Origin of the sequence: Methanobacterium formicicum DSM 3637 (assembly GCF_000302455.1) — an archaeon.
Lineage (GTDB): Archaea > Methanobacteriota > Methanobacteria > Methanobacteriales > Methanobacteriaceae > Methanobacterium > Methanobacterium formicicum_A.
This window is the reverse complement of the sequence record NZ_AMPO01000003.1, coordinates 209,524-229,230: the sequence shown is the minus strand read 5'-3', so window position 1 is coordinate 229,230 and position 19,707 is coordinate 209,524. Positions and strand designations below refer to the sequence as shown.

Below are 19,707 nucleotides of genomic sequence, written 5' to 3'. Positions count from 1 at the left end.
AAATTATAAACTGCATATTTAAATTAAAAAGCGATTAATATTTCAAATGAAATTTAATCATAGATTATAATTTTATGAATTAGTTAAATACAAATTAAGACTTTAATAAATTATTTAATTAAAATTAGCTTTAAATACATTAATTAGTAATTCAAATGTAAGTTATGATGAGAGCAGATAACTGATTCTGCTCAGGATAAACTTACATGAAGAATGAGGAATAATTTTGGAATTTTTAAAAACCGTTTTCTAGCGGATTTTCCTGTAACAGTTTAGATATTAAACATTGCAGATCTAAACGCTAACGGCCCATAAGTACTTAATTAATGTTTAACTCCTCTTCCTCTTTTATTTCCTGGTTTTGCATGTTTTGCTCTGGTTCTTTTTTTAGTTCCTTTCACTTTTGCCATTTTCTCAACTCTTATTTTTATTAGTTATTGATTTTATTTATTGGTATTGAATTGTATTGATCTATTGTATTAAATGGCTTTTATTGTATTGAATGATTTTACTAAGAAAAATTAGATACAATTTAACTTAGCGTGCACTGACATTAATTTAATCCATTATTGTTTTTAAAATGAATTAATAACAACTGACTGTATGCAATCAAACATTAAAAATATTATTTTATAAGCACTCACTTGAAATACGAGATCACCAATATTTTTTTGATATTTAGTATATAACTTATATATAATTTGTTAATGCCCTTTAAAAAATAATGTCCTTTAAAAAAAGATTTTTTCCTGTATTAATTTCTTCAATAAAAATCAATATTACATGTTTATTAATCAAATTTTAACATGTTTTTGAGGTTTAAGCGAATTGACATATTAATACCTCATTTCTAATGGTTCACTATTTTAATCCATCTTGTCGTGTTTCATAATTAAATTTTTAAATTCTTCAGATTTTTAATGAGTCTAATAAAGAATTTGTTAAGTATTTAAAGTAGTTCAATAGTTCAATATTTTTTTATGGATACATACACTCATATATCCTATTTATATCATATTTCATTCACATCTATTTAAAAAAAGCAAATGCACTTTTTTATATACATCAAAATACTAATATAAAAACGAAAGTTAAACGTTAAATGATCAAAATGGTAATGTTATTGATGAGTTAGTTCATGATGCCTATAAAAATTATTAGGCCATGTTAATCTATGTAATCTGATTATCTGTTGATCTTTTACCTATGTCATCATTTTAATAAAAGGAGGAGAGTATTTGAGCAGAGGAAATAGTCGCGGTCCGCAAACACAAGAAGTAAGAAGGGTCAGGTCCCCCAGAAGGGGAGAAATACCAGGAGTGGTGGAACAAATTATGGGTCATGGTAAACTTAAGGTACGATGTGCCGATGGTAAAATCAGGCTTTGCCGTATTCCTGGAAAGATGAAGAAAAGGATCTGGATTAGAGAAGGTGATGTTGTCCTGGTCAAACCATGGGCCTTCCAGAGTGATGAAAAAGCAGACGTTATTTGGAGATATACCAGAACTGAATCCAACTACCTGGAACGTCGCGGATTCCTCAAACTATAAACACATGTTCATTACCCGGTAATGAGCGCATCCTCATTTTTCCATAAAGATTTCAATTTAATAAAATATATCTAATCATATTTTTGGGATACGCAAGTGAAAAAAAGATTTCTAACTTAATTTTGAGTTATAATTTATTTTCACAAATTTTATTCCTAAAGTTTCCATCTAATTTTATAAATGGGTGAATTGAATATCTCTGCCCATTTTCCAAGCAAAACAATTGATGTGCATCATATGGAATCCCAGATAACCAAATCAGACATCAACCTGCAGAAAATGCGGGAAGTAAAGCGTATTAAAAGCGTGGAAGACAAAAGGGTGGGTAGTGAAGTCTTTGATAGGATCACTCTAAAAACTCTGTACAAGCTGGCTAATCAGGGTTATATTCACCTTTTAAATGGAGCCATAAGTACTGGAAAAGAGGCGAATGTCTTTAAAGGAGCAGATGAGGATGGTAAAATTGTTGCAGTTAAGATCTACAGGGTCACCACCTCTGATTTCAAGAAAATGCAGTATTACATCCAGGGAGACCCACGTTTCAATGTAAGGAGCAACAGTAAGCGTCAACTCATTAATAACTGGGTTTTAAAGGAATTTAAAAACCTTAACCGAGCATGTGAAGCAGGGGTGCGAGTACCCAGACCAATTGTAGCTAAAAATAACGTACTGGTCATGGAATTCATTGGAGATAAAGATGGAAGCCCGGCCCGTCTTATGAGACAGTCCCACATTTCCAACCCAGAATATGTTTCTGATAAAATAATAGATTACGTTAAAAAGTTATATAAGGATGCAGAACTGGTTCATGGAGACCTTTCTGGTTTTAACATTCTTATACAGGATGGCGAACCAGTTATAATTGACTTGTCCCAGGGTTTGGTTGTTGATCATCCCTTATCAGGGGAGCTTCTAAACAGAGATATAGAGAACTTAAGTAAAGATTTTAAAAAAATGGGTATTGAAATATCCCATGACGAGATTAAGAGAAAGATTATCGATTTATGAGGATAGAAAAGTATATCTTAAAGGATAACGTAAATAATCATTTAGAGTAGAGGTGAAATTTTGCCCAACACAGAATATCTGAAGATCCCCAAAGAGAGAGTGGGAGTACTTATTGGACCACACGGAAAAACCAAAGAGACCATTGAAAAAACCACCGAAACAATTATTGAAGTGGATAGTGAAGCTGGAAGCATAGCTATATCCCCACAAGAAGATGCTAAAGATCCTTTAGCAGTTTGGAAAGCCCGTTACATGGTTAAAGCCATAGGCAGAGGTTTTAACCCAGAAATAGCCCTTAAATTAATTGATGATGATGTGATGCTGGAAATCATCAACTTGCCAGATTACGTTGGAAAGTCTAAAAAAGCTGTTTTAAGGCAAAAAGGACGTATTATTGGTAAAGATGGTAAAACCCGTGATATAATCACGGAAATGACTGGCACTTATGTGTCCATCTACGGTAAAACTGTGTCCATCATTGGAGAAATGGAACATCTTCAAATTGCCAAGGAGGCCGTGGAGATGATTCTAGATGGTGCTAGGCACAAAACAGTCTATTCTTTCCTGGAACGAAAAAAACAGGAAATGAAACTGAGAGAAATAAAGATGGGACCATCATATATACTCAAAGATTAATAATATCACTTATTTAATTGAAAAATCCTAAAACTAATTAAATTGTGATTGGTTGAATAATTTTAAAACTAATTGAAAAATAATAAAAATCCATTAAATAAATGGAATATTGAAAATAGTTAAAGGAGGCATAGTTTGGAGCGAGAAGCAGCTGAACTATTTGAGGAATTTAAAGAACTCACCGCATCAGAATTTTTCAGAAGGAACAAACAGATGCTGGGTTTTTCCGGTAAAATCCGGTCCCTGACCATGGTATTCCACGAACTGATAACCAACAGTCTGGATGCTTCAGAAGAGGCAGGAATACTTCCAGAGATAAAAATAGACCTCAAACGTTTGGATAAAGATCATTACATACTCAGACACACCGATAGTGGGCCGGGAATACCCGAACCATACATTACCAAGGTATACTGTACCATGTTCGCTGGTTCCAAGTTCAGGAACATCCAGTCCAGGGGTCAGCAGGGATTGGGGTGCAGTGGTTGTGTCTTATTATCACAGATGACCACTGGGAAACCAGCAAAAGTTGTGTCCGGTTACTATGAAGGTGACAAGCTTAAAGGAGTTGAGATGACCTTTAAGATGGATGTGAAAACCAACCGGGGGCTGGTCTTAGAAAGGAAAGATGTGGAAGTGCAAAACACCGGGGTTTCCATTGAACTACCCTTTAAAGATGTCTCATATTCCCTCTCAGAACAGGGAGCCTACGAGTACATCCGCCGAACCATGATCGCCAACCCTCATACCAAGATCACCTTCAGGGATCCTACTGGACATAAATACATCTTCAAAAGAGCCGCAGATATCATACCACCATTACCCAAGGAAGTGCTCCCTCATCCTAAAGGAGTTACCGCTGATGACCTGATATTCATGGCCAAACACACCGATAAACGCCGTTTCAGGAGTCTTTTGACCAGCAATTTGTCCAGAATGTCCACTAAACGGGTGAATGATATTCAGGAAATCACTGGCATTGACCTTAACAAACGTCCCAAGGACATGAAATGGGAAGAAGCAGAACAGATCGTGGAAACTTTCGCCAAAATGGATTTCATGGCACCACCTACCTCTGGTCTCATACCCATTGGTAAAGAACAGATAGAAAAGGGTATAAGGGAAATTTTGAATCCTGAATTCGTGGCCACCACCACCCGAAAACCAAAAACATTCCGTGGAGGAGTTTCATTCATCATAGAAGCAGGTATCTCCTATGGTGGAGACTCTGGAAGAATGGTTGGTGATCAGAGAAAAGCAGAGATAATGCGTTTTGCTAACCGGGTTCCACTGGCCTTTGACCAGGGAAGCTGTGCCATTACCGAAGCACTCAAAAGTGTTGACTGGAAACGTTACGGTATAAGAGACCTTGATAACGCTCCTATAACTGTTTTTGTGAATATTATATCCACCAATGTGCCTTACTTATCCACAGGTAAGCAGAGTGTGGCTCCTGAACCAGAAATTCTCCATGAAGTGCGTCAGGCCACCATGAAAATTGCCAGGAGCATGCAGAAGTACATACGCGCTAAAAAAGCTGCTAAAGAAGAAGCAATGCGTTCCAAGGTCTTTGAAAACCTGGTTCCAGTTATAATCCGTGAATCAGCAATACTTGCTGAGAAGGATGTTCCGGAATATGATGCAGTGTTAGCTAAAGTTACTCGCAGAGCCAAATACGAAGGCGTGGTTCAAGATGAATAAGAAAGATATTGCCGTTAACAAACTTAAAAGCCTGGGCGACATAATACTGGAAGATGTACACCAGAACAATGTCCCAGCAATTAAAGTTCCCTCCCGAGGAACATCCAACATAGTCTACGATACTGATAAACGTTACTACGTCTTAGGGGACCGATACGGGAAAAGATCCCTGGGTAACGTTAAACAAATCACCAAAATAGCCCAGATGGTTTACGTTGCCAACTTCTGCAAGGACCTGGTTCGCCGGGGAAAAACTGCCACCTTAAGGGAGATGTACTACGTTTCCGAAGGATGGGATGTTGATTTCGGAGACCAGCAGGAATCCAACATCGTGGGTGAGGACCTGGAAGTTACCCTGGGAATGACCCGTGAAGACCTGGGCCTCATGCCAGAAGAAGACGGAGCATCAGTCTATGGAAACATCACATTCCAGGATGATGACGTGGAAATAAACGCACTCAGAGCAGGTAAATCAGGTTACACCATATCTCCCACCATTGATGAGGTAGACTTTGTGGATCACGATGTGCGAAGGGTTATTGCCGTGGAAACCATGGGTATGTTCCACAGGATGGTCCAGGAAAATGCCTACAAAAAATTTGACTCCTTAATTGTGGGTTTGAAAGGACAGGCCGCCCGTGCAACAAGACGTTTCCTTAAAAGAGTTAATGAAGAACTTAACCTTCCGGTTTACATTTGTAACGACGGAGACCCATGGGGATTTCACATTGCCATGGTTATCATCAGTGGAAGTGCCAAACTGGCCCACGTAAATCACCAGCTGGCAACACCTGATGCCAAATTCCTGGGCGTTACCGCCTCCGACATCATCAATTACGACCTTCCCACTGACCCCCTCAAAGATATTGATGTTTTAAGGCTTAAAGAACTCTCCAAAGACCCCCGTTACAAGGACGAAGCATGGCAGATGGAGATCAAGAAGATGCTCAAAATCGGGAAAAAAGCAGAACAGCAGTCTTTCTCCAAGTATGGACTGGAATACGTTGTTGACACTTACTTACCTGAAAAACTTGAGTCAATGGAATAAACTCTATACATACACAGCCTTTTGTTAAAAAAGGCTGATTACCTATTTTTTCAATTTTTAAATAATATTTATTGTATTTTAAGTAATTTAATTAATTTTAAATAATATTTACAGTGAACAGGGTTAATTAGTTCTTTAAAAAAAATAATCATTAGTTAGTTTAAAATATTAATCACTACCTTAAACAAATATTTTAAAAGATTAAGTAGTACTTTAAAAAATGAAGAAATCAATATTACTTAGTTTTCCCAAAGATTAAATCATAAAATTTATTATATTCTAAAAAAGAAAGATAAACTTAATATGATACTATAACGGGGATTTTATTATGAAAAACGTAGGGATAAACGGATACGGTACTATTGGAAAAAGAGTAGCTGATGCAGTCGCCTGTCAGGACGACATGCAGATCGTGGGAGTAACCAAGAGAACTCCTAACTTCGAAGCCCAAATGGCAGTGGAAAAGGGATTTCCACTATATATAAGTGCACCAGAAAGAGAAGGGCTCTTTGAAGAAGCAGGAATAAAAGTGACTGGTACCATTGATGATCTCTACGATAAAGTGGATGTTATGGTAGACTGCACACCCGGAGGAATAGGTGCTAAAAACAAGGAAGTTTACTCTGAAAAAGGAGTCAAAGGCATATTCCAGGGTGGAGAAAAACACGAACTCATTGGAAAATCCTTCAACTCATTTGCCAACTACAAAGACAACTGGGGCGCAGACTACTCCAGAGTGGTCAGCTGTAACACCACCGGCCTCTGCCGAACACTAAAACCAATTGATGACCTTTGCGGTATTAAAAAAGTTAGGGCAGTTATGGTACGCCGTGGAGCAGACCCAGGACAGGTAAAATCAGGCCCCATAAATGCCATTGTTCCCAACCCACCCACAGTACCCAGCCACCACGGCCCGGATGTGCAGACTGTAATGTATGACCTGGACATCACCACCATGGCCCTTTTAGTACCCACCACACTCATGCACCAGCACAACATGATGGTAGAACTGGAAAATCCAGCTTCACTGGATGAAGTTATTGCCACACTGGAAGCAACCCCCAGAGTTATGTTAGTGGAAGCTGGTAAGGGACTGGGTTCAACTGCAGAGATAATGGAATGTGCACGAGATTTAGGTCGACCTAGAAGTGATCTGAATGAAATAGCAGTTTGGAAGGAATCTTTGAACATCAAAGATGGAGAACTCTTCTACATGCAGGCCATACACCAGGAATCTGATGTGGTACCTGAAAATGTTGACTGTATTCGTGCCATGCTGGAAATGGAAGAAGATCCAGCTAAATCCATTGCCAAAACCAATAAAAATATGGGAATAAGTTAAGGACATTCCTTCCTTAACTTTAACTAGTGTATTAAAACTCCATTCATTTTTTAGATAATATTGAAAATAATCCAATCATGAACATTTTCATCGAATTTGATCCATTTCAACCTCAATAAACCTATTTAATAAACTATTTTTTCAATAAAAGACTTATATGTTCACTTATACATCAAACAGAGAGTTATATCCTAAATTACCATTGAAGTTAATATTCTGTTTATAAAATTCCCATAAATTTACATTCAAATAAAGAATAAATCCATAATTAATAAGCTTATAAGATCAAACGATAAAATTACACTAATCATGTTATATTACACAATGTAAATAAGGATCATACTGCTTGATAATTCCTAAAATACCTAAATCGGTTAATATAAGAAGTTAGATATGAAAATAGATAAGAAGTTAAATAATAGAGTAAATAAGAAGTAAATTATTCTGATAAGGATTTTTAGAGTGTTTTAATACCAAATAGGTTAATGCAGTTAAGTGATAAAATGTTAAAAGATATTTTAGTATCCATGCGCCCAAAACAGTGGTATAAGAACCTGGTTATATTCATTGGAATCATATTTTCAATAAATCTTTTAAATTTAAACCTCTGGATTGAGGTAATAGCTGCATTCACAATCTTTTGCATACTTTCAGGAAGCATATACGTACTTAATGATATTTTAGACCTTGAAAAAGATAAAAATCACCCTAAAAAAAAGAATCGCCCTCTTGCTTCAGGACGTTTGAAAGTATCCCATGCATTAACCTCTGCTATAATATTAATATTCATAGCCCTTACTGGGGCCTATCTATTGAATTTACAGTTTTTCATGGTATCTGTAGCATTTTTCATCCTTATGCTTGTCTACTCCTTCTTCCTGAAGGAGATTATCATCGTGGACATAATGGTTATATCAATCGGTTTTGTGCTAAGAGCCATGGCTGGAGCCTTAGCTATAGGAGTTTATGTATCCCCCTGGTTGATAATATGCGCATTCCTACTGGCACTATTCCTGGCACTTGGAAAACGAAGGCATGAATTAGTTTTACTAAAAGAAAATGCATCCAATCACCGGAAAATATTAGGCGAATATTCCACAGATATGCTGGATCAGATGATCAACATCACCACATCCGCACTGATCATGTCCTATTCACTCTACACCTTCTTTTCAGGCAATATTTATATAATGATCACAATTCCCTTCGCTTTTTACGGACTTTTCCGCTACATTTTCCTGGTTCACGCCAGAAACATGGGGGGCGAACCTGAAATGATATTCAAAGATAGAGGAATGGTTATAAGCATAGTTTTATGGGTTATTGTAGTGGTATGTGTGCTTTACATAATATGATAATCATCTTAAGATAATTATTTAAAGACAATCATTTTAAGAGGTTTAAAGATATTAGGTTTAAGATAATCATTAAAGAGGGCCAATAAATTGATTCAATCACAAAAAAGGCAATTATATGAAATACGACCTTCACACTCACTCTAACTATTCCCGGGATGGTTGGGTAAATGTAGAAAAAATGGTAAAAATAGCCATTAAAAAAGGCATATCCGGAATAGCCTTAACCGACCATAACACCATTAAAGGAGCATTGAAAGCCAAAAAACTAGAAAGTGAGAAGTTTAAGGTGATTGTTGGCTCTGAAATAAGTACAGAAAGGGGGGAAGTAATTGGATTATTCTTATCTGAAGAAATACGTTCCAGAAAATTTGAAGAGGTAATTTCACAGATAAGGGAACAGGATGGTATCATAGTTCTCCCACATCCCTTCGATAATATTCGGGGAAATGGAATTAAACCCAACCAGGAAGATGCTAAACTGGTGGATTATGTGGAGATATTCAATTCCCGTTGCTTACTAAACAAGTACAATATCCAGGCAGAAAAATATGCCAAAAAAAATGGATTAAATGGACTGGCAGGTAGTGACGCTCACTTTGCCAGTGAAATAGGTAATGCTGGGGTGTTCATACAGGAAGATGACCTGAGAAAAGGCTTTGAAAAAGGTAATTTGGAAACTTTTGGCCGGAAAACATCTCCCCTAAATCTAGGACTCACCAAGGCAGTTAAAATACTAAAGAAGAACCAATTCAGGTGATTAATCGTTTTGTATCTTGCTGTTAGTTTTAAGAGGCATAATATTTTAAAAAAAGTAGTTTCTTACCTGGTAAAAATTCAACTTAACTCCTTTTCCATGGTTTAATTAGTATTTGCACAGGGTTATTTTATTTGCATCTTAAATTAACTTATTTTCATTTACATTACAAGTTATAATTTTGTTATCTTCACCATCCATTATTGAGATAAACAATCCATTATTCAGGGGATCCTATCCATTATTCTGGAGAAAATATATGAGAACCAAAAAATAAATTAAATAATATAAATAGTTAAGTTAAATTGGATTTAAGTTTTTGACAAAAGAGAAAGTATTATCCAAGATTAAGTTATCGTAGATAAATCTCAACTTAATGAATAAATATCAAGATTAACCAATACTGGTGAATTTATATGAAATGTCAAGATTACTCCCTTAATCGCCAAACAGAAAGAGAAAATCTTAATCTTAATCCACTTCAACGTGGAGGGGTGCTTCCCCCCGAATCCCGACAAGCATTATACGAATTTTCCGATGGGTACAGTGTCTGTGATTACTGTGCAGGTCGTCTGGACGAAATATCAAAACCATCCATAAATAGTTTCCTGGAGGATATGGCCCGTTTTATTGGTGCTGATTATGCTAGAACTGTTCATGGAGCAAGAGAAGGTAAATTCGCAGTAATGCATGCTCTTTGCAGACCCGGAGATACCGTTGTGATGGATGGTAATGCCCATTACACCAGTCACCTAGCAGCAGAACGTAACGGACTTAACATCGTGGAAGTTCCCAGCAGTGATGATCCAGAATATCGTATTAACGCAGAAGGGTACCGTGAAACCCTTGATGAACTCAATGATATGGGCGAAGATGTTAGTCTGGTTCTTTTAACCCATGTGGATGGTAATTATGGTAATGTGACTGATGCACAAGCTATTGGTAAAGTTGCCCATGACGCAGGTATTCCCTTCCTTTTAAACTGCGCATACTCTATGGGAAGAATGCCCATAGATGCCAAGCGGTGGAATGTGGATTTCGTGGTGGGTAGTGGTCATAAAAGCATGGCTGCCTCTGGACCCATAGGTATTCTGGGAGTGCAGGAAGAATGGGCAGATCTGATTTTAAAAAGATCATCACTGCATCAGGTTAAAGAACTTGAAATGCTAGGATGCACTAGCCGTGGAGCTCCCATTGCAACATTAATGGCATCTTTACCCCACATAATTCACCGGGTTAACAAGTGGGATGTTGAAGTAGAAAAAAGCCGCTACTTCGTTTCTGAAATGGAAAAAATAGGCGGAGTCAGGCAGATCGGCGTGCGTCCCACTGAACATGATCTGGTTCGGTTTGAAACTCCATTTTTCCATAGGATTGCAGATAAACATCCACGTAAAGGTTTTTATCTTTATGAAGAACTTAAAAAAAGGAATATTGTGGGGATCAAAAGGGGACAGACCCAGTGGTTCAAGTGCAGTGTTTACGGTTACAGTCAGGAACAGGTACACTACATAGCAAATTCCTTTGCTGAAATTGCCACTAAATACAAAGAAATGGCAGACTAAACATTAGGTAACTTAACTACAATTCAATGGTCCCCTGTGACCTAATATTTATGCTTTTGAAAATAAGAATCATCTTGGAATTAAGGGATAATATTTAAAAATAAAGGATAATATTTGGAAATAAGGGATTGTATTGAAATTAGGGATCTTAGGTTGAAGGATTATGGTGATTTATGATAACAGTCATTAAGTTATTAAAATCGTGACAGGAGGTAAATAATGGCTAAAAAGGATAAACCATCAAAAGCACTGGTTTTAAGTGGCGGAGGAATTACCGGAACTGCATGGGAGTTGGGTTTGCTTTTTGCACTTGAAGAAAGTGGATTAAATGTAATCGATGCGGAACTCATTGTTGGGACATCTGCTGGTTCCAGTGTGGGGGCTCAGATCACCAGTGGCCTCAGCCTGGAAGAACTTTACCATAGACAGTTAAAACCAGTCCATGAAACCAAAGAAAGGCCTGTTGATTTCGATGGGCATAAATTCCGTCAGATGATGGCTGCAGCTATTATGAGCTCCCCTGATTCACAAACTGCAAGGGCACTTATTGGAGAAGCAGCACTGGCCGCACCCACCATGGGCGAGGAAGAAAGACTGGAAATAATGGCCTCACGTTTACCAGTTCATGAATGGAATCCAGAGAGAAAGTTGGTATTAAATGCCGTTGACGCCGAAACTGGTGAATGGGTTAAATTTGATCAGGATTCAGGTGTTCCTCTTTTACTTGCTGTATCTGCCAGTTCAGCAGTTCCAGGTATTTATCCCCCCACTACCATTAATAATCGCAGATACATTGATGGAGGTATGAGTTCAGGGACTAACGCCGATGTAGCGCAGGGTTATGATCTGGTACTCATAATTGTTGCCGAACCCAGTATGATTGCACCGGCAATGGGCCCCACCATGCATCGCATCACTTTTCAAGAGGAACTGGCCCAACTAAAAGAATCTGGTTCCCAGGTTATGGTTATAAGCCCAGATACAGAGTCAATTGAAGCTAAAGGACCCAACCCTCTAGATGCCACTTTCCGTGGCGCATCTGCTGAAGCTGGACACAAGCAGGGGGAAAAAATAGCAGGAGAGGTTAAAGTTTTCCTGGAAAGTGTCGAATAGGTTTTTTTATTTTTTTTAATAAAAAAAGAATATCCCACTTGAATGTCAACTACTTTTTAAATGTCAACTTTTTAATTTAATCAATTTTCAAACTGGCCACATATTCATATCTTGGGGGTGTGCTTTTACTACCGGTTTCATCAAAAATAATCTGGTTTGTTTTCTCTAAATGTTCTGCTGCCAGCTTTAAATGGTAAAGTGCAATACCCATGTCAATCAAAATATATTTTTTAAGCATAATAGCCCTTAAAATGTTTGGTTTGACTGCATAAGCATGGATTATGTGATTATCACCTTTAAAAAACCATGGTTGACTATTGGTTGCCGAGGGAGCCAGACGTGCTGCCTCCAATAATTCACCCAAGTCTCCTTCAGTTTTAATATCACTTATCTTAGAGAGAGGTTTTCTCTTGAATTCTAAATTACTGGTTCGGTGCAACTGCGTATTTGTCCTTCCAAATGCCATTAAAATGACGAATTCTAGATCTGAACTTTCCAAAACCTGTTTTTTTGGCTTGGGTATCCCCTGCCAGCAACTACCCAAGCCACTGGCTGAAAAGAAAAGATCCATCTGCTGAAGCATAAACCCCACATTGGTTTTATAACCCTCTTTATTTTCAGAGAATACTACAATGTAGTGGGGTGCTTTCTTCATCATCCGTTGATTAACATCATTTTGAGATACAATCTTAAACTCTACATTAATATCATCATATAATGGTTTTAAATTCTTAATCTGTTCAACAACCTTTTCAAGAGCAACACTCTCCATTGGAGTAAGATCATAATCTCTAATGGATTTTCTCTTGAATATTTGAGTATAAAGATCAACCATGACCATGTTTTCCATCTCCATTTATTATCTTCATTGAAAAATATGGTTAAAAATGGGTTAAAAATAATAAATTTTTATCTTGATTTGTATTTATCATCAAATCTACGCCATGATTTAGCAATATATGGTTCGCATTTATCTAATTCTGTTAAAAGACACATTTTAATGGTTTCACTTTTAATCTCTTTTTCCTCGTCGATCTTTTTATTGATATTATTAAAAACCTGGTTTATAATATCCTTTTTCTCATCCAGACTGTATCCTGCATCTATAGTTGCTTTTTGGAGTGAACCTTTAATTTTATTTGGATTAAATGATTCGATTTTGCCTTTCTTTTTTAGAACTTTAGTCATGCCACCCCTCCTCTATTAATATGACCACTGTTTATATTTTTTAGAGTTTGTAATTTTTATAATTGACACATACTAGTTCACATTCTACAGATGTCACACCTTATTAAATAGCACTGGAAACGAAACTATTTTAAACATTGAAACGGGTAATTTGATTTTGGAATTTTTTTCATGACATCTGGTTAAAATATTAATTTTAATACCAATTATAATTTTTCTTAAGATGAAGTAAGTCTTAAAATTTAAGGTGTGACCTATTTGTAGCCTATTAAATAGTTAATTGATTTATTAAATAAAAATGTAATTTTAAAATAAATTTAGATAAATTAAACTGAGTTAATAGGAAGATAGATTTAATAATGGATGTAAAAAGTTAATTAAAGATTAAAATTAGGCATTAGATGTAAAATACAGTAGAGACTCTCTCTTTTCAAAAAAAATAAAAAAATAAATTAAATCATGGATGCCACTGCAAGTACTGGTAACATGGTCATTAAAGTCAAGTGCGGGGCGTATGCCGGTGCAGTTTGAAAGTTATACTTTAATGTGGCCCATGTCTGGGTAAATGCGGTTATGGTAGTCAGAATCTGTAGTAAAACAGCACAGTAGAGTATGTAACTATTTCCATTGATGATGGATATTAGTGTAGCCACCAGAGCTAGGATCAGTACCACAAAATGTGGTGCCAGTCTCATTCCATGCATCCTGAATGTTATAAACCCACTTACAAGTCCACTTGCCAGTATGGCCAGAATAATAACGGGATAGGTAACCTGCATTCTTTTCACCTTTTTAAATTTTTAATACTGATTTGTAAAATATTAATTAATTGAACTATAAAATCTCAAAACTCATTTATCATTTGACGATTTGATCTTCCAGTAATTATCTTTCAGTTTAAATCTCTCAATATATTTTTAATTCTTTATTTAAAAGTTAACCACCGCATAGGTGGGATCTGAAAGTAATGTAACATAGGTTGCTGCACCTGCCAGTTTGCAACCCTTTTCAAGGTCTTTTTGTTTGATTCCCCTGAAATTTGCACTTAACTCACAAACGTAGATGGTTGCACCAGCATCAATTGCTTCGGTCATCAGGTGATCCAAGCGGTCAAAGGCAGGATGTTTCACTGTAGCTGCATTGCCTTTACGGGCTATGCTTACTCCATCCATTAGTAAAAATATGCCGACTTTTTTACCCATACTCAAAGCAGCTTTGGCGAATATGAAAGTAGCATATGCTCGTTCTGCATTGCCAATTCCATTACTCTGAACCACCAGAACTTTATCCCGCTTGACTGAAGTTGTAGTCTCTTTCGAGTCTTTCTTATCGACTTTTTCGATTACGAGATAATGTTTTTCGCCATCGGTTCCTTGATCCAGCACTTTTCCACCCATTTCAGGCATGGCTATGGCTATGTCTTCAATGGTTTCCAGGTTGTTGTTTTTTATCTTCACCCGGTCTCCGTTTGCCATAGAACCCAGTTTGTCACCGGCAATGATGATTGGTCCGGGACAGGTTTGGCCTGTAACATCAAGTTCTTCCAACGTTTCCAGTCCCCCTGAATTTTCAACCAATCTTATCACTACTTCCTTTTCTTTGTGCTCTGCTTCTATTACAAGTCCATATTTACTTGCAACTTTTTCCAAACCTTCTTCTGTACCTGGGCTGAGAATGATTATAAGTCCACCAGTAGGATCCTGTTTTAAGATGTTATCTACCATTATAGATGCGTTTGGGGCTTTTATTCCAAGGAGTTTGATTGTTTTCATACTTTTACACCCTTCTAATTTTACACTCTTCTAATCTGTTGAATGCTCATTAATTTCATTATAATGAGTTTAAGATTGGATAAGATGTTGTGTTCATCCCCATTTTTCCTGGAATGTTTTTAGAGCTCCCAGTATGTCTTTGAGGTTTTCAGGTGGGATTCCAATAACCACTTCTTCTTCTGCAACACCAGCGTATCCTCGTGATCCATTACATCCCAGAGTCATATTTGGCACGCCCCGCTCTTTCACTGCAACCACAGCATCAGCACATAGTGATTGTATTCCTGAGTAGTCACTGGATATTCGGCCACCTTTAGCGTTAAGATATGCTTGACTGACTCTTAATGCCTGTTTGGGGTTGAGTATTAGGACCACAACATCGGGTTCATAGTTTGCTGATTCTAATGGTGCGTACAGTGATGCGTAGTATTCTTCGCTTGATTTAGGTATGGCTTCCACTGTATCTAGAGCCCCCTCTGGTGTTTTGAAGTTTCCTAACTTGTGGTACATGGTGCCATCAGCTACGCTGGGGGGTAGCTGACCAATTCCCATGACTCCAGCTCCACCTTTACACATATGTTCTAAAGCTGTGGCGTAACCTGTGTCGCCTTTGAGTCTGGCATCCTGGATGAATTCACAGTGCCTTTTGGTTTCAGGAATTTTTTCATGACCCTCAGGTATGTCTTCCTGTGTTTTAACCATTTTAACTGCTACTGGGCTTCCTTTAAGTCCCAGTACTTGAATCAGTTCTTTTGCTTCAGTTTCATAGTACATCTTTTCATCTCCAAAATCTATACTTTATAGTATAACTATAAGGTATAGTATAACTTACTCCTTATAAATCTTTCCAAACCCAAACATGAAAATAAGGGACATCAATAGAAAAATAATAAAGCCAATAGTAGACCCAATTAACAAAAACGCTGATCATCAGGTTACAATGAGAAAAATCCAGTTCATCTGCAGAAACCCAAAAATAAAAAAATAATGTTTGGAAATGATAAAAAGCCTGGAAATGATAAAAAAGTCCTATAAAAATAACAAAACCTTGATAATTTTGATTCAAATAGTTCTACTCAATGGATAAATTTTTTTGAATAACTGTAAAACTTATATACTGTTTGCCAAACATTATACTATATAGTATAAAAAGGGGAAGTGCGAAAGAGATGACTAAACCTGGCCCAGAATTAACTGATACTGAGAGACTGATCATATCTTACATTAATTCCCATCCTCCAGAGGAGTGTATGTTAGATAAAATCACCAGAGGCACCAGCAGGAGCCGGGCCACAGTTTTAAAGTATCTGGAAATACTAAATGCTAAGGGAATTATCAACTACCGTTTCGTGGGGCGTAGCAAGTTATGGAGTCTTACTGAATTTTCCAAAACAGATATTAAGCCTGGACCAATAATTAAGTCAGAAATCATAACCAGGAACACTGACACGCTTGCGAGTGTTGCATCCCAACTGCATAACTTGATTTACAAAGAGTCAGACCTTAAAAAATTTATTGACAACCCTGAAACTTTAGTGTTTACCCTTAATAGTTATCAGGACATCATCGCAACCAATGACACCTTTGAGACTTTCTTTAATGGAAAAAATAACCTTCAGGAAATGGTTAATCCCAGGGAAAGAATTGTAGTTGACAATGCCATTAATTCTCTGAAAGCAGGTCACAGTACCAGTCTTGAAATTGATTTTATGGAAAAATCAAATGTATACCGGCCATATAAAATTTCCATACATCCCATAGTAGGGGAAAATAATAAAATCACCGGAACCACAATCATTGGAGATGATCTTTCCCAATCAAAACGCACCAAGCGCGAATTAGAAATTCTTTTATCCATTGCTCGTTCCACCAGTTCAAGGGAAGGTGGAGAACAAACCCTTAAAGAAGTGGTTGGGGGACTTAACAGGTTACTTCCCACTGAATACTGTGGAATATTCCTTAAAAATGGAGGTAGATTGAATCTCCAGTACCAGATTCCAGCACTTGAAAACAGCGCACCAATAGTGGGGACCCTGGAAGAATTCGTATCTAAAAGTATGGATTCTCTGGAGACTGTATCTGCTGTAAACGGTGATTTAAACTTTGAAAAGGTTAAATCCCACCTAAAAAATAGTTCATTATTCATGATGCTCTCCGTTCCAATTATAAGTGAAGATCATGCCATTGGTGCCATAGTTCTATTAACCCAATCTAAATCTGTGAATTCTGTTAATATTGAGAATTTGGAAATGGCCTCAGATGAATTGTCCGGGTTTTTTAAGATAAAAAGGTTAACCCATGAAAAAAATGAGTATATTAACACCTTGGTGGCCATGAATAATGTTTCATCAGTACTTAACTCCACCACAGTGGAAGATGAGATTTTAACAAAATCAGTGACCAGCACCATAGATAAGCTTGGTTTTGATATGGGATGCATTTATCTTACTGATGATAAGGAGGAACTGGCCTTAAAGGTCCATGAAAATTTGCCCGAAAACCTGAGAAACATGTGTATAGCCGGAATTTTCAAGGATCTCTTTAAGAAAACACTTGAGAATCAAACTTTAGTTTACATTACATCCGAATCTGCTGATTATGACCTGATAGACCCATCTATAAAAAAGAATGGTGTGAAAACTCTCCTGATACTACCAATAAAAAGTGGGGAAAAGATCATTGGACTTCTTAACATGGGAAGTAGAAATGTGAAAACCTATAACCAAACCAGCCTTGAAAATCTTAGTTCCATTGGATTACAGCTGGGTTTGGCTCTTGAAAGGTCAAGATTAGCCCTAGAACTTAATGAAAATGGCTGATTGGAATTATTGACTGAGATTCATGGAAACTGTAAATGAAAATATTATTAGAAAGATATGATTGTAAAAATACCGAGAAATACACCGTATTAATTTAAAAAAAGATGATTAAGTAAAAAGGATAAAAAAAGAATTTATGTGTTAAATTCTTTTCTTAATACTCTTCGAATGGTTGTACTATTACAAATCCCTGGCCCTGGAATTTTAACTGGAATGTTTCACCACTATCTTTCCCTAAAAGTGTTTTAAAGTCCATGTCTGTTTTAACAGAGGGGCTTAAACCACCAGACCAGGCCACTGTGGCATTGGGATCGGTGTACACCGGTTGATCTGGAGTTACCACCAGGGTGATGGGTGTGAAATGGGTGGTTATGGCTACCATGCCGGTTCCTTCCAGTTTCACGTGGAACAACCCGCCAGCTGACATTCCCACACCAGAGCTCATCATGGTTATGTCCCAGTCAATCTGTTCTTCAAAGGCCAGCAGATCATTTCCATTAACGTAAATCCTTTCATTTTGAAGGTTTAAAACAACGATCTCTTTCCCCTGATCTGCCAGGAAAACTTTACCCCTACCTTCCATTTTCATTAAGGTGCTGGATTCCCCGGTCACTGCTTTTTTAACGAACCGGTCAATCCCATGTTCTAAAGTTCCCTCTCTTTTAAAGCGAACATCGCCAGTATATGCTACCATTGCTCCTTTTTTTGACCAAACCTTACCATTGAGGTTTATGTTCAGTAAGTAGTTGTTTTCAATCTCGAATGTTTCACCAGTATCAACTTTCTCCATGGTTTTGTTGATGAAATCATTGACCGAATATTTACTGGATGAACCAGTAACTGGTGCAGCGGTTGCTGCGGGTTGTATTTCAGGAGTTTGAACAGGTTCCTCTATGGTTGTTTCCATTGATTCACCACAGTTTGGGCAAAATTTTCCATTAACTTCAGTTCCACAGTTGGGACAAAACATTCTTCACACCTCTATAGAAAAATTCAATTAATTACCACTTAAATTAAGTTCTTAATATAATAATCTATTTTTTTGATAATCTCTTTTTTTGTTAGTTAAATAATGAATTATCCACTCTTAGTTTGTATTGTTTAATAAATAAAGATTAATGTCCCCCAAAATTAGAATAGTGTTGCATAATTAACTCAGCAAAATTTTAATATCATTTATAATGTCACAAATAGCATTTTCAAGCAAGGATTCTCCTAATTCACGGTCCAAACAAACACCATGCTCTTGAACGATAGATGCACCTTCATCAATACCCTTATTCTGATGGCGTGCCTTGTGAAGGCCAACCATTCCCACTTCAGGGTATGTATCAAACTGACAGTGTTCACTAAGGCGGGATTCATCGGCCATTCCAATGATCACACCCATGGAAAGCTCCCCTGTGCCTGCGTGGGGGCCCTCAATTTCCACAATCTTGTTGTTGAAGATGAGTTTAAGGCCAGTTTCCTCTTCAATACCATTCAGATAATCTTTGATGGGTACATTTCCCCCATGACCATTAACCAGAACCACTGCTTCCAGATTCAAATTATTTCGGGCATTTTTTAAAGTGGGAATAAGTTCTTTTTCAACCAGAATATCTACAGGTAAATGGATGCCATGTTTAACATAATCATACTCGGTTGCAGCATATAATATACCCAAAAATTTGGCTCCTGTGCGGATTGAGGCCTGAAATGCCAGGTAAGATGCTATTTTAGAATCAGTGTCAATGGGAAGTGCTGCACCATGGTTTTCCAGGTGTGAACCAATGGCCATGATTCCGATTCTATGAACACCCGGTGAAAGTATCTTGCCTGAGGAGTATCTTAGTTCTACCATTATCAAGCAC

Annotated in this window: 19 protein-coding genes; 12 read left to right on the top strand and 7 right to left on the bottom strand. The window is 37.2% G+C overall.

The window, feature by feature from the left end:
- Nucleotides 1-1,238: 1,238 nt before the first annotated feature.
- The 10 genes from eif1A to A994_RS05105 all read left to right on the top strand — a co-directional run bounded on the left by eif1A (nucleotide 1,239) and on the right by A994_RS05105 (nucleotide 12,075).
- Nucleotides 1,239-1,550, top strand: coding sequence for a translation initiation factor eIF-1A (eif1A, locus tag A994_RS05150; RefSeq protein ID WP_004030274.1), 312 nt, complete (start codon nucleotides 1,239-1,241; stop codon nucleotides 1,548-1,550).
- Between the two features lie 237 nt (nucleotides 1,551-1,787).
- On the top strand, nucleotides 1,788-2,558 hold the full coding sequence (locus A994_RS05145) for a serine protein kinase RIO (RefSeq protein ID WP_004030273.1): 771 nt from the start codon (nucleotides 1,788-1,790) through the stop codon (nucleotides 2,556-2,558).
- Between the two features lie 60 nt (nucleotides 2,559-2,618).
- Nucleotides 2,619-3,194, top strand: coding sequence for a KH domain-containing protein (locus A994_RS05140; RefSeq protein ID WP_004030272.1), 576 nt, complete (start codon nucleotides 2,619-2,621; stop codon nucleotides 3,192-3,194).
- Nucleotides 3,195-3,329: 135 nt separating this feature from the next.
- Nucleotides 3,330-4,895 (top strand): DNA topoisomerase VI subunit B, encoded by a 1,566-nt coding sequence (gene top6B, locus A994_RS05135; protein ID WP_004030271.1) that lies wholly within the window; start codon nucleotides 3,330-3,332, stop codon nucleotides 4,893-4,895.
- Nucleotides 4,888-5,943: a DNA topoisomerase IV subunit A gene (locus A994_RS05130; RefSeq protein WP_004030269.1), complete on the top strand. Its 1,056-nt coding sequence runs from the start codon at nucleotides 4,888-4,890 to the stop codon at nucleotides 5,941-5,943. The genes top6B and A994_RS05130 overlap by 8 nt, the downstream gene beginning before the upstream one ends.
- A 328-nt stretch (nucleotides 5,944-6,271) precedes the next feature.
- A complete protein-coding gene (locus A994_RS05125) occupies nucleotides 6,272-7,285 on the top strand; it encodes a phosphorylating glyceraldehyde-3-phosphate dehydrogenase (RefSeq protein ID WP_004030267.1) in 1,014 nt (337 codons plus the stop codon).
- Between the two features lie 503 nt (nucleotides 7,286-7,788).
- Nucleotides 7,789-8,640: a decaprenyl-phosphate phosphoribosyltransferase gene (locus A994_RS05120; protein ID WP_004030266.1), complete on the top strand. Its 852-nt coding sequence runs from the start codon at nucleotides 7,789-7,791 to the stop codon at nucleotides 8,638-8,640.
- A gap of 118 nt (nucleotides 8,641-8,758) precedes the next feature.
- Nucleotides 8,759-9,400 carry a PHP domain-containing protein gene (locus A994_RS05115; RefSeq protein ID WP_004030265.1) on the top strand — a complete coding sequence of 214 codons (642 nt, stop codon included), beginning with the start codon at nucleotides 8,759-8,761 and terminating at the stop codon, nucleotides 9,398-9,400.
- A 413-nt stretch (nucleotides 9,401-9,813) separates the two neighbouring features.
- Entirely contained in the window at nucleotides 9,814-10,962 is a 1,149-nt protein-coding gene (gene pscS / locus A994_RS05110; RefSeq protein ID WP_004030264.1) for an O-phospho-L-seryl-tRNA:Cys-tRNA synthase, read from the top strand.
- 219 nt (nucleotides 10,963-11,181) lie between these two features.
- Nucleotides 11,182-12,075 carry a patatin-like phospholipase family protein gene (locus A994_RS05105; RefSeq protein ID WP_004030263.1) on the top strand — a complete coding sequence of 298 codons (894 nt, stop codon included), beginning with the start codon at nucleotides 11,182-11,184 and terminating at the stop codon, nucleotides 12,073-12,075.
- Nucleotides 12,076-12,151: 76 nt separating this feature from the next.
- Here A994_RS05105 and A994_RS05100 read toward each other — a convergent pair whose 3' ends face one another.
- From A994_RS05100 to A994_RS05080, 5 genes are all read right to left on the bottom strand, one after another.
- On the bottom strand, nucleotides 12,152-12,916 hold the full coding sequence (locus A994_RS05100; protein ID WP_048204092.1) for a nitroreductase family protein: 765 nt from the start codon (nucleotides 12,914-12,916) through the stop codon (nucleotides 12,152-12,154).
- A 68-nt stretch (nucleotides 12,917-12,984) separates the two neighbouring features.
- On the bottom strand, nucleotides 12,985-13,263 hold the full coding sequence (locus tag A994_RS05095) for an ATP cone domain-containing protein (RefSeq protein ID WP_004030260.1): 279 nt from the start codon (nucleotides 13,261-13,263) through the stop codon (nucleotides 12,985-12,987).
- A gap of 452 nt (nucleotides 13,264-13,715) precedes the next feature.
- Nucleotides 13,716-14,042 carry a DUF5400 domain-containing protein gene (locus A994_RS05090; protein WP_004030259.1) on the bottom strand — a complete coding sequence of 109 codons (327 nt, stop codon included), beginning with the start codon at nucleotides 14,040-14,042 and terminating at the stop codon, nucleotides 13,716-13,718.
- Nucleotides 14,043-14,192: 150 nt separating this feature from the next.
- Nucleotides 14,193-15,035, bottom strand: a complete 843-nt coding sequence (locus A994_RS05085) for a DsrE family protein (RefSeq protein WP_004030258.1) — start codon at nucleotides 15,033-15,035, stop codon at nucleotides 14,193-14,195.
- 93 nt (nucleotides 15,036-15,128) lie between these two features.
- Nucleotides 15,129-15,809: a DUF169 domain-containing protein gene (locus tag A994_RS05080; RefSeq protein WP_004030257.1), complete on the bottom strand. Its 681-nt coding sequence runs from the start codon at nucleotides 15,807-15,809 to the stop codon at nucleotides 15,129-15,131.
- Between the two features lie 85 nt (nucleotides 15,810-15,894).
- Here A994_RS05080 and A994_RS13645 point away from each other — a divergent pair, with 85 nt between their 5' ends.
- A complete protein-coding gene (locus A994_RS13645; protein ID WP_394295004.1) occupies nucleotides 15,895-16,023 on the top strand; it encodes a hypothetical protein in 129 nt (42 codons plus the stop codon).
- A gap of 181 nt (nucleotides 16,024-16,204) precedes the next feature.
- On the top strand, nucleotides 16,205-17,854 hold the full coding sequence (locus A994_RS05075; protein WP_004030256.1) for a GAF domain-containing protein: 1,650 nt from the start codon (nucleotides 16,205-16,207) through the stop codon (nucleotides 17,852-17,854).
- A gap of 154 nt (nucleotides 17,855-18,008) precedes the next feature.
- On the opposite strand, the gene A994_RS05070 is transcribed toward A994_RS05075, so the two are convergent.
- On the bottom strand, nucleotides 18,009-18,824 hold the full coding sequence (locus tag A994_RS05070; RefSeq protein ID WP_004030255.1) for an AIM24 family protein: 816 nt from the start codon (nucleotides 18,822-18,824) through the stop codon (nucleotides 18,009-18,011).
- 180 nt (nucleotides 18,825-19,004) lie between these two features.
- Nucleotides 19,005-19,697: a 2-amino-5-formylamino-6-ribosylaminopyrimidin-4(3H)-one 5'-monophosphate deformylase gene (arfB, locus tag A994_RS05065; protein ID WP_004030254.1), complete on the bottom strand. Its 693-nt coding sequence runs from the start codon at nucleotides 19,695-19,697 to the stop codon at nucleotides 19,005-19,007.
- Nucleotides 19,698-19,707 lie beyond the last annotated feature (10 nt).

Bases quoted from the DNA above. Each gene is read 5' to 3' on its own strand.
- A994_RS05145 (WP_004030273.1), top strand. From the start codon at position 1,788: ATGGAATCCCAGATAACCAAATCAGACATCAACCTGCAGAAAATGCGG.
- A994_RS05070 (WP_004030255.1), bottom strand. From the start codon at position 18,824: ATGTTTTGTCCCAACTGTGGAACTGAAGTTAATGGAAAATTTTGCCCA.
- A994_RS13645 (WP_394295004.1), top strand. From the start codon at position 15,895: ATGAAAATAAGGGACATCAATAGAAAAATAATAAAGCCAATAGTAGAC.
- A994_RS05090 (WP_004030259.1), bottom strand. From the start codon at position 14,042: ATGCAGGTTACCTATCCCGTTATTATTCTGGCCATACTGGCAAGTGGA.
- pscS (WP_004030264.1), top strand. From the start codon at position 9,814: ATGAAATGTCAAGATTACTCCCTTAATCGCCAAACAGAAAGAGAAAAT.
- A994_RS05125 (WP_004030267.1), top strand. From the start codon at position 6,272: ATGAAAAACGTAGGGATAAACGGATACGGTACTATTGGAAAAAGAGTA.
- A994_RS05115 (WP_004030265.1), top strand. From the start codon at position 8,759: ATGAAATACGACCTTCACACTCACTCTAACTATTCCCGGGATGGTTGG.
- A994_RS05095 (WP_004030260.1), bottom strand. From the start codon at position 13,263: ATGACTAAAGTTCTAAAAAAGAAAGGCAAAATCGAATCATTTAATCCA.
- arfB (WP_004030254.1), bottom strand. From the start codon at position 19,697: ATGGTAGAACTAAGATACTCCTCAGGCAAGATACTTTCACCGGGTGTT.
- A994_RS05080 (WP_004030257.1), bottom strand. From the start codon at position 15,809: ATGTACTATGAAACTGAAGCAAAAGAACTGATTCAAGTACTGGGACTT.
- A994_RS05085 (WP_004030258.1), bottom strand. From the start codon at position 15,035: ATGAAAACAATCAAACTCCTTGGAATAAAAGCCCCAAACGCATCTATA.
- A994_RS05075 (WP_004030256.1), top strand. From the start codon at position 16,205: ATGACTAAACCTGGCCCAGAATTAACTGATACTGAGAGACTGATCATA.
- A994_RS05100 (WP_048204092.1), bottom strand. From the start codon at position 12,916: ATGGTCATGGTTGATCTTTATACTCAAATATTCAAGAGAAAATCCATT.
- A994_RS05105 (WP_004030263.1), top strand. From the start codon at position 11,182: ATGGCTAAAAAGGATAAACCATCAAAAGCACTGGTTTTAAGTGGCGGA.
- A994_RS05130 (WP_004030269.1), top strand. From the start codon at position 4,888: ATGAATAAGAAAGATATTGCCGTTAACAAACTTAAAAGCCTGGGCGAC.
- A994_RS05120 (WP_004030266.1), top strand. From the start codon at position 7,789: ATGTTAAAAGATATTTTAGTATCCATGCGCCCAAAACAGTGGTATAAG.